This is a genomic window from Streptomyces populi (assembly GCF_002911015.1).
In the GTDB taxonomy this organism is placed as follows: Bacteria; Actinomycetota; Actinomycetes; order Streptomycetales; family Streptomycetaceae; genus Streptomyces; species Streptomyces populi.
On record NZ_KZ627036.1, the window covers coordinates 1 to 9,108 of the forward strand.

A 9,108-nucleotide genomic window follows, 5' to 3' on the forward strand; every position below is an offset into this window, starting at 1 on the left:
AGGGGGGGTAGGGGCTGGTTTCCGCGTCAACGAATTGCGAGGATCTCAAAAGATCGTGGCACTTTCTCATTCGGCGCCGATTCGCTCAAGGGCGATGTGGTAATTCCTGTCGTCTTTCCGCGCGGTCGGACGGATATCTCGACAAACGCTGCGGAGGCTCGGTGGAAGGCATTCGACTTTCTGTGCTCGGGGCCGGTGTCATGGGCACCGGCGTGACCACATTGGCGCTGGGGCACGGAGTCCCGGTCCTGCTGGTCGACGTCGACCAGGCCAGGCTCGACGAGGCGCGGGCCAGGATCGGCCGGCAGCTGCGCATGGCGCAGATGATGGGCGAGCTGCCCCAGGGGCGCGCGCAGGGCCGGCTCACCACGAGCGTGACGCTCGAGGAGGTGGCCGGCAGCACCGCCGTCATCGAGGCGGTCACCGAACTCGCCGACGTCAAGGCCAAGGTGCTCGCCGAGGTGTCCGCCCGGGTGGAGCCCGGCACGGTGCTGGTGACCAACACCTCGTCGTTCCCCGTCGACGAGATGGCCGATGCGGTGGCGCGCCCGCAGGACCTGATCGGCACTCATTTCATGAATCCGGCCTACCTGATCAGGACGGTGGAGGTCATCCGGGGCCGGCGCACCGCGGATGCCACGCTCGCTGGCGTGCGCGCCGTGCTCAGCGCGCTCGGCAAGGAGCCGGTGGTCGTCAACGACGCCCCGGGCTTCGTGACGAGCCGCGTCCTGCATCCCATGATCAATGACGCCGCCCGTGTCGTGCAGGAGGGCACCGCGAGCGCCGAGGCGGTCGATGCGCTCATGCAGGGCTGCCTCGGCCACCGTACGGGGCCGCTGCGCACCGCCGACCTGATCGGGATCGACAACCTCGTCGACTCCCTGTGGGTGCTGCACGAGCGCACCGGGGACGAGGGATGCCGTCCCTGCGATCTGCTCCTCGAAAAGGCACGGTCCGGCCACCACGGCCGCAAGAGCGGTCGTGGTTTCTACGAGTACGGAGAACCCCTGTCATGACTACCTCGCCCAACGCCGTCACGGTCGAAGAATCCATCCAGGCCTTCTTGCGGGAGCGCACGAAGCGGTCGTGGGAGCTTGACGTCGACCTCTTCGCCACCGGCGGGGTCTCCTCCCTGTTCGCCATGGAGCTCGTGGTGCATCTGGAGAAGACCTTCTCGGTCACCATCGCCGGCCCCGACCTCATGATCGACAACTTCCGTACGGTGCGCACGATGACCGCCCTGGTGGGCCGGCTGCGGGGGGCGGGCGACAGCGATGAGTGACGCCGCCGATCTCACGGACGACCTGTCCAGGGCCGTCGCCGGCCTCGTCGGCGACCAGGCCGGCGCCTGGGACCGGGCCGGGCTGCTGCCCGACGATCTGCTCAGGAAGTGCGGCGCCTCGGGCGTGCTGTGCGCCGAGGTGCCGCGCGAGTACGGCGGGCACGGTCTGAGCAGCGCGGACAACGGCGAGCTGACCGCCCGGGTGGGCAGCCTGTGCAGTTCCCTGCGCAGTGTCATGACCTCGCAGGGCATGGCGGCCTGGAGCATTCAGCGGCTGGGCACCGCGAGCCAGCGCGGTGCCCTGCTGCCGCGGCTGACCGGCGGTGAACTGGCCGCCGTCGCGTTCAGCGAGCCGGAGGCGGGCAGCGACCTGAACGCCATCACCACGACGATCCGCGCCGAGGGCGAGCACGTCGTCGTCGACGGCCGCAAGAAGTGGATCACCGTGGGCCGTTACGCGGATCTCTTCGTCGTGTTCGGCCGCTACGGGGACTCGGCCGCCGCCGTCGTGGTCCCCCGCGACACCCCCGGTGTGCACGTCGAGCCGGTGGCCGACCCGCTCGGCTGCCGGGCGGCGGGCCACGCGGACATCGAGTTCCGCTCGGTCAGGGTCCCGGCCGGCCAGGTCCTGGGCGGTCCGGGCCAGTCCCTGCCGATGCTGGTGACGGCGGCCTTGACGTACGGCCGGATCTCGGTGGCCTGGGGGTGCGTCGGCATTCTGCGGGCCTGTCTGGGGGCCGCCGCCCGGCACACCACCTCCCGGAGCCAGTTCGGCCAGAAGCTGGCCGAGCACCAGCTGGTGGCGGGGCACCTGGCGGACCTGGTGGTGGCCGAGCAGGTCGCCGCGCAGGCCTGTGCCGAGGCGAGCCGGGCCCGCGACGAGGGGGCGCCGGGGATGTTCGTCAAGTCCGTGGCGGCCAAGCACATCGGGGCCACGCACGCGGCCCGGGCGGCCGCGACGACCGTGCAGCTGCTGGCGTCCGCGGGCGCCGAGGACGGCACGGTGGCCGCGCGCGCGTACCGGGACGCGAAGCTGATGGAGATCATCGAAGGCACCAACGAGATATGCCAGTTGATCCTGGCCGACCATGCGGTGGCGGAGTGGGCATGACGACTTTGGTGAAGTGCCTGGTCTGGGACCTGGACAACACGTTGTGGAACGGCACGCTGCTGGAGGACGGCGAGGTCGCGCCGCTGCCCGGTGTGCTGGAGGTCGTGCGGGAGCTGGACTCCCGCGGCATCCTCCAGTCGGTGTCGAGCAAGAACGATCACGACCTGGCGTGGCGGCGGCTCGAGGAGCTGGGCGTCGCCGAGTACTTCGTCCTGCCGATGATCGGCTGGGGTCCCAAGTCGCAGTCGGTCAAGGAGATCGCCGAGCGGCTGAACTTCGCGCTCGGCACCATCGCGTTCATCGACGACCAGCCCGCCGAACGGGCGGAGGTCGCCTTCCATCTGCCGGAGGTGCGCTGCTACGACGCCGCGCGGGCGAACGCGCTGACGGAGCTGGCCGAGTTCAGCCCCGAGCGGGTGACGGTCGACTCGCGCCGGCGCCGGCAGATGTACCAGGCGGGGTTCGAACGCAACGCGCGGCGGGCGGAGTTCACCGGCCCGGACGAGGAGTTCCTGCGTTCGCTCGACCTCGTCATGCGCATCGGCCGGGCCGGTGAGGAGGAGCTGTCCAGGGTCGAGGAACTGACCCTGCGCACCAGCCAGATGAACGCCACCGGCGTCCACTACTCCGACGCGGCGCTGCGCGCCCTGCTCGCCGACGACGGTCACGAGGTGCTGGTGACCACGCTCACCGACCGTTTCGGTCCGCACGGCGCGGTCGGCATCATCCTGCTGGAGAAGCACCCCGCGGTCTGGCGCCTGAAGCTGCTCGCCACGTCGTGCCGGGTGGTCTCCTTCGGAGCCGGCACGGTCCTGCTCGACTGGCTTCAGAGCGAGGCCGCGCGCGCCGGTGTCCATCTGACCGCGGATTTCCGCAGGACCGACCGCAACCGGATGATGGAGATCGCCTACCGGTTCGCCGGCTTCACGGGCGAGAGCTGCGGCTGCACGCAGGACGTGCCCTTCGCCGCGGACGGTGAGGGGATCCAGCGGCTGCACCTCAAACCCGCCGACAAGGGCGCGCCCACCACCTTGCGGCTCATCGCACCGGACCTCGTGGCAGAAGGAGCCTGACATGGCCCAGCAGCTCGAGAGCACTCCCGCGCTCCTTGAGTACGTACGACGCAGTTCGCTGCGTGAGGACGACATCCTGCGCCGGCTGCGCGAGGAGACCTCCGGGCTCCCCGCGGCGCTGGCGCTGCAGGTCACGCCGGAGCAGGGCCAGTTCCTGGCCCTGCTGGTGCGGTTGACCGGGGCGAGCCGGGTGCTCGACATCGGCACCTTCACCGGCTACAGCTCCCTGTCGATGGCCCGGGCGCTGCCGCCGCACGGCCGTCTGGTCACCATGGACATCAGCGAGAAGTGGCCGGGCATCGGCGTCCCGTTCTGGCGTGAGGCGCACGTGGCCGACCGTATCGACCTGCGGGTGGGCGACGCCCGCAAGGTTCTGGCCGACCTGCGGGCCGAGGAGGGTCTTGGGAGTTTCGACCTCGCCTTCGTGGACGCGGACAAGGCCCAGTACGCGGCGTACTACGAGGCGGCCCTGGAGCTGCTGCGCCCCGGCGGGCTGATCGTGCTGGACAACACGCTCTTCTTCGGGCGGGTGGTCGACCCCGCGGCGCAGGACGCGGACACCGTCGCCATCCGTGAGCTGAACCAGGCCCTGCTGGAGGACGACCGGGTGGATCTGTCGCTGCTCCCGCTGTTCGACGGCATCACCCTCGCCCGCAAGCGGTTCGGTGCGGGCGGCTCGAGCGAGAAGGAGCGGCCATGACCGCGGCCGAGGAGAAACTGCGCGACTACCTGAAACGGGCGACGGCGGATCTGCGCCGTACCCGATCCGAGCTGGAGGCGGCGGAGGCCAAGGAGAGCGAGCCCGTCGCGATCGTCTCCATGTCCTGCCGCTTCCCGGGCGGTGTCGGCTCGCCGGAGGACCTGTGGCGGCTGCTGGAGGACGGCACCGACGCGATCTCCGCCTTCCCGGCCGACCGCGGCTGGGACCTGGCGGGCCTGTACGACCCGGACGCGTCGGTGTCCGGCAGGAGCTATGTGCGCGAGGGCGGGTTCCTCGACGACGCCGGCGCCTTCGACGCCGCGTTCTTCGGGATCTCCCCGCGCGAGGCGGGCGCGATGGACCCGCAGCAGCGCCTGCTCCTGGAGGCGTCCTGGGAGGCGGTCGAGCGGGCCGGCATCGACCCGCACACGCTGCGGGGCACGCAGACCGGCGTCTATTTCGGTGTCATCGCCCAGGAGTACGGTCCGCGGCTGTACGAGGCGGCGCCGGAGGTCGAGGGGCACCGGGCCACGGGCAACGCGGCCAGTGTGGCCTCGGGCCGGGTCTCCTACTTCCTGGGGCTCGAGGGCCCGGCCATGACGATCGACACGGCCTGCTCCTCGTCCCTGGTGTCCTTGCACCTGGCCGCCCAGGCGCTGCGCCGCGGCGAGTGCACGATGGCGCTGGTCGGCGGTGTGACGGTGATGTCCTCGCCCGGCTGCTTCGTCGAGCTGAGCCGGCAGCGGGTGCTGTCCGCGAGCGGCAGGTGCAGGTCGTTCTCCGCGGACGCCGACGGCACGAACTCCAGCGAGGGCATCGGTGTCCTGCTGGTCGAGCGGCTGTCGGTGGCGCGTGAGCTGGGGCATCCGGTGCTGGCCGTGCTGCGCGGCTCGGCCGCCAACCAGGACGGTGCCAGCAACGGGCTGAGCGCACCGAGCGGGGCGGCGCAGCAGCGGGTGATCCGGCAGGCGCTGGCCGGCGCCCGGCTCACCGCGGACCAGGTCGACGCGGTCGACGCGCACGGCACCGGCACCGCGCTGGGCGACCCGATCGAGGCGCAGGCCCTGCTGGCGACGTACGGGCGGGGCCGGGACGCGGAGCGTCCGCTGTGGCTGGGGTCGCTGAAGTCGAACATCGGGCACACCCAGGCGGCGGCCGGGGTCGGCTCGGTGATCAAGATGGTGCTGGCCCTGCGGCACCAGGTGCTGCCCCGCACCCTGCACGTGACGGAGCCGACCGGGCACGTCGACTGGTCCTCGGGCGGGGTGCGGCTGCTGACCGATCCCGTGCCCTGGCCGGCCGGTGAGCGGGTGCGCCGGGCCGGAATCTCCTCGTTCGGCATCAGCGGGACGAACGCGCACGTGATCCTGGAGGAGGCGCCGCCCGAGCCGGCGCCGGCCGAGGAGCCGGGTGCCGCGGCGGGCGGGTCCGCCGACGGCCGGCCCGTCCCGGTGGCGCTGTCCGGCACCGACGCGGCCGCGCTGCGGGCGCAGGCCGTGCGCTGGCGAGATCACCTGGCCGCGCGTCCCGGCCTGGGGCCGGCCGATCTCGGGCCGGCCTCGACGACGGCCCGGGCGGCCCTGGAGCACCGCGCCGTCGTCGTGGCGGGCGACCGGCAGGAGCTGCTGGCGGGGCTCGAGGCGCTGGCCGAGGACCGTCCGCTGCCCTGCCTGGCCACGGGCGCCGCCACGGGCGGCGCGCCGGTCTTCGTCTTCCCCGGCCAGGGGGCGCAGTGGCCCCGCATGGGCGTGGAACTGCTGGGGCGGTCCGAGACGTTCAGGGCCTCGGTGCTCGAGTGCGACCGGGCCCTGTCCGCCTTCCTGGACTGGTCCGTCCTGGACGTCCTGACCGAGGCCGAGGGCGCGCCCTCGATGGACCGGGTGGACGTGGCCCAGCCGGTGCTGTTCACGGTGATCGTGTCGCTGGCCAGGCTGTGGCGCTCCTACGGTGTGGAGCCGGCCGCCGTGGTGGGGCACTCGCAGGGCGAGGTCGCCGCCGCGCATGTGGCGGGCGGGCTCAGTCTGGAGGACGCCGCCCGGGTCGTCGCCGTGCGCAGCAGGCTGTGGCGGCGGCTGGCCGGGCGGGGCGCGATGCTGTCGGTGATGGCACCGGCCGAGCAGGTGCGTGCCTGGATCGAGCCCTGGAGCGAGAGCATCGGGGTGGCGGCGGTGAACGGTCCCGCGACCGTGACGGTGTCCGGGGATCCGGGGGCGCTGGCCGAACTGGGGGCGAGGCTGTCGGCGGAGGGTGCGCGCCGGTGGCAGATCCCCGGTGCGGACGTCGCCGGTCACTCGCCCCAGGTGGACCCCTTCGAGCGGGAGCTGCTGGAGGAGCTGGCGCAGGTCAGCCCCCGGCCGCCGGCCGTCCCCTTCTACTCGACCGTGCGCGGCGGCCTGCTGGAGGGCGGGCTGCTCGATGCCGCGTACTGGTACGAGAACATCCGCCGGCCGGTGGAGTTCGAGCGCACGGTGCGCTCGCTGCTGGACGCGGGGCACCGGACGTTCATCGAGGTCAGTCCGCATCCGGTGCTGACGAACTCGGTGCGCGAGACCGCCGAGGACGTGGAGGCGGAGGTCGCCGTCGTGGACACCCTGCGGCGCGCCGCGGGCGGCTGGGACCGGTTCCTGCTGTCCCTGGCGCAGGCCCATGTCCACGGGGTGTGCGTGAACTGGCGTGCGGTGCACGGAACGGAGCAGGAGGGTGCCGGCGGCCGGCACGTCGAGCTGCCCACCTACGGTTTCCAGCGGCGGCGGCACTGGGCCGCGCCGCCGTCGCAGCGGGCGCCGCAGGGTGACGCCTCGTTCTGGGCGGCGGTGGACCGCGCCGATCTGCCGGTCCTGTCCCGGGCCCTGGGGCTGGAGGGGAGCGCGCTGGAGACGGCGGTGCCGGCGCTGCGGTCCTGGCGGGAGCGGCAGCAGGAAGGCTCGGTCCTCGACTCGTGGCGTTACCGGGTGACCTGGCGCCGCGCGGCGGCGCAGGCCGCGCCGCCGCGTCTGTCGGGCCGGTGGCCGCTGGTGGTTCCACTGGGTTACGAGGAGGACGCGCTGACGCTGCTCGCGGAGCGGGCGCTGAGCGCGCACGGCGCGCAGCCGGTGCGCATCGTGGTGGACGCGGCCGCCGTCGAGCGGGGCGGTGTGCTGCCCGAGGGCGTGCAGGAGGCGGCCGGGGTGCTGTCGCTGCTCGCCCTGGACAAGCGGCCCTACGGCCGGGTGCCGGGCCTGTCCACGGGGCTCGCGGCGACCGCGGCCCTGGTGCAGGAGCTGGGCGATGAGCTGGTCACGGCGCCGTTGTGGTGCCTGACGTCCGGTGCGGTGAGCACCGGCGCGGGATCGGGCCCCGCCCGGGGGCCGGCCGCGCCGGCGCAGGCCCAGGTCTGGGGTCTGGGCCGGGTCGTGGGTCTGGAGCACCCGGACCGCTGGGGCGGCCTGGTCGATGTCGCGGGAGCGGTCACCGAGGAGACCGGGCGGCAGCTGGCCGGGGTGCTGGGCGGGGGTGAGGACCAGGTGGCGGTGCGCCCCTCGGGCACGTTCGTGCGCCGTCTGGTCAGGGCGCCGCTGGCCGGGCGGGCGCCGGACAGGCCCTGGCGTGCGCGCGGCATCGCGCTGGTCACCGGGGGCACCGGCGCGCTCGGTGCCCATGTGGCCCGCAGGCTCGCCGCCGACGGGGCCGAGCACGTGGTGCTGACCGGCCGCCGGGGCCCCGAGGCGCCGTCCGCGCGGGCGCTGCGCGCCGAACTCGAGGCGCTCGGCGCGCGGGTGACGATCGCCGCCTGCGACGTGGCCGACCGTGCGGCGGTGGCGGACCTGGTGTCCGGGCTCACCGCGGACGGCTCGGTGGTGCGCACGGTGGTGCACGCCGCGGGCGTGGGCGAGTGGGGCCCGCTGTCCGAGGCCGACGTGAGCACCTGGTCCGACGTCGTCGCCGCCAAGGTGGCGGGCGCCGTCAACCTGGCCGAACTGGTCGACGGGGCCCACCTGGACGCGTTCGTGCTGTTCTCGTCGATCTCGGCGACCTGGGGCAGCGGCAACCAGGCGGGCTACGCGGCGGCGAACAGCTTCCTGGACTCCTGGGCCGAGCACCTGCGGGCCCGGGGCTGGCCGGCCACCTCGGTGGCCTGGGGCGCCTGGGCCGGGGAGGGCATGGCCGCCGGCGGCTCCTTCGAGGAGCACTTCCGGCGCCGCGGGCTGCTCGAGATGTCCCCGGAGCCGGCGCTGGCCGCGCTGTGGCAGGCGGTCGAGCACCGGGAGACGTCGCTGACCGTCAGCAACATGGACTGGTCGCTGTTCGTGCCCGGCTTCACCATGGCCCGGGCGCGTCCGCTGATCGAGGACATCGACGAGGTCCGGCAGGTGCTGGCCGCGGACGACGCGGACGACGGCGGCGGCACGTCCCTGCGGGCCGAGCTGGCGGGGCTGTCCCCGGCCGCCCAGGAACGCAGGCTCCTGGAGCTGGTACGGGTGCAGGCGGCGGCCACGCTGGGGCACGCGGGCCCGGAGGGGATCGCGGCGGGGCAGGCGTTCAAGGACCTCGGGTTCGACTCGCTGACCGCGGTGGAGCTGCGCAACCGGCTGCGCCGGATCAGCGGGCTGCGGCTGCCCACGACCCTGGTCTTCGACCACCCCACCTCCAGGGCGGTGGCCCGGTTCCTGCGCGCACAGCTGTTCGGCGCGGACGGCGGCACCGGGCCGGACGAGGAGATCCGCACGCTGCTGGCGGCCATTCCGCGGGAGCGGCTGGAGAGTTCGAACCTCCTCGAGCAGCTGCGCAGGCTCGCCCAGGGCCAGGGCGCGGGGTCCGCGAAGCCGGTGCCGGTGACATCGTCCGGCTTCGAGGCCATGGACGCCGACGAGCTGATCGAGATGGCGTTGCGCACCGCCGAGTGAGGGCTTCGCCCCGTGCGACATGGACGGTGCCCGGCCGGGTTCTCCCGGCCGGGCACCGT

Annotated in this window: 6 protein-coding genes; all 6 read left to right on the forward strand. The window is 73.5% G+C overall.

Going from position 1 to position 9,108, the window contains the following annotated elements:
* The first annotated feature begins 161 nt into the window (after positions 1 to 161).
* The 6 genes from CW362_RS41645 to CW362_RS43635 are packed head-to-tail and all read left to right on the forward strand — an operon-like array spanning position 162 to position 9,049.
* Complete coding sequence (locus tag CW362_RS41645; protein ID WP_276313767.1) at positions 162 to 1,016, forward strand: 3-hydroxyacyl-CoA dehydrogenase family protein; 855 nt, start codon at positions 162 to 164, stop codon at positions 1,014 to 1,016.
* Positions 1,013 to 1,282 carry an acyl carrier protein gene (locus tag CW362_RS41650; RefSeq protein ID WP_103554789.1) on the forward strand — a complete coding sequence of 90 codons (270 nt, stop codon included), beginning with the start codon at positions 1,013 to 1,015 and terminating at the stop codon, positions 1,280 to 1,282. Before CW362_RS41645 ends, CW362_RS41650 begins: the two co-directional genes overlap by 4 nt.
* Positions 1,275 to 2,393: an acyl-CoA dehydrogenase family protein gene (locus CW362_RS41655; protein WP_103554790.1), complete on the forward strand. Its 1,119-nt coding sequence runs from the start codon at positions 1,275 to 1,277 to the stop codon at positions 2,391 to 2,393. The genes CW362_RS41650 and CW362_RS41655 overlap by 8 nt, the downstream gene beginning before the upstream one ends.
* Positions 2,390 to 3,466, forward strand: a complete 1,077-nt coding sequence (locus CW362_RS41660; RefSeq protein ID WP_103554791.1) for an HAD-IIIC family phosphatase — start codon at positions 2,390 to 2,392, stop codon at positions 3,464 to 3,466. Before CW362_RS41655 ends, CW362_RS41660 begins: the two co-directional genes overlap by 4 nt.
* A gap of 1 nt (position 3,467) precedes the next feature.
* Positions 3,468 to 4,166, forward strand: coding sequence for an O-methyltransferase (locus CW362_RS41665; RefSeq protein WP_103554792.1), 699 nt, complete (start codon positions 3,468 to 3,470; stop codon positions 4,164 to 4,166).
* Positions 4,163 to 9,049 (forward strand): type I polyketide synthase, encoded by a 4,887-nt coding sequence (locus CW362_RS43635; protein WP_162684419.1) that lies wholly within the window; start codon positions 4,163 to 4,165, stop codon positions 9,047 to 9,049. The genes CW362_RS41665 and CW362_RS43635 overlap by 4 nt, the downstream gene beginning before the upstream one ends.
* Positions 9,050 to 9,108 lie beyond the last annotated feature (59 nt).

Excerpts from the sequence above, each read along its gene's own strand:
- CW362_RS41665 (WP_103554792.1), top strand. The coding sequence starts at position 3,468 with ATGGCCCAGCAGCTCGAGAGCACTCCCGCGCTCCTTGAGTACGTACGA.
- CW362_RS41650 (WP_103554789.1), top strand. The coding sequence starts at position 1,013 with ATGACTACCTCGCCCAACGCCGTCACGGTCGAAGAATCCATCCAGGCC.
- CW362_RS43635 (WP_162684419.1), top strand. The coding sequence starts at position 4,163 with ATGACCGCGGCCGAGGAGAAACTGCGCGACTACCTGAAACGGGCGACG.
- CW362_RS41660 (WP_103554791.1), top strand. The coding sequence starts at position 2,390 with ATGACGACTTTGGTGAAGTGCCTGGTCTGGGACCTGGACAACACGTTG.
- CW362_RS41655 (WP_103554790.1), top strand. The coding sequence starts at position 1,275 with ATGAGTGACGCCGCCGATCTCACGGACGACCTGTCCAGGGCCGTCGCC.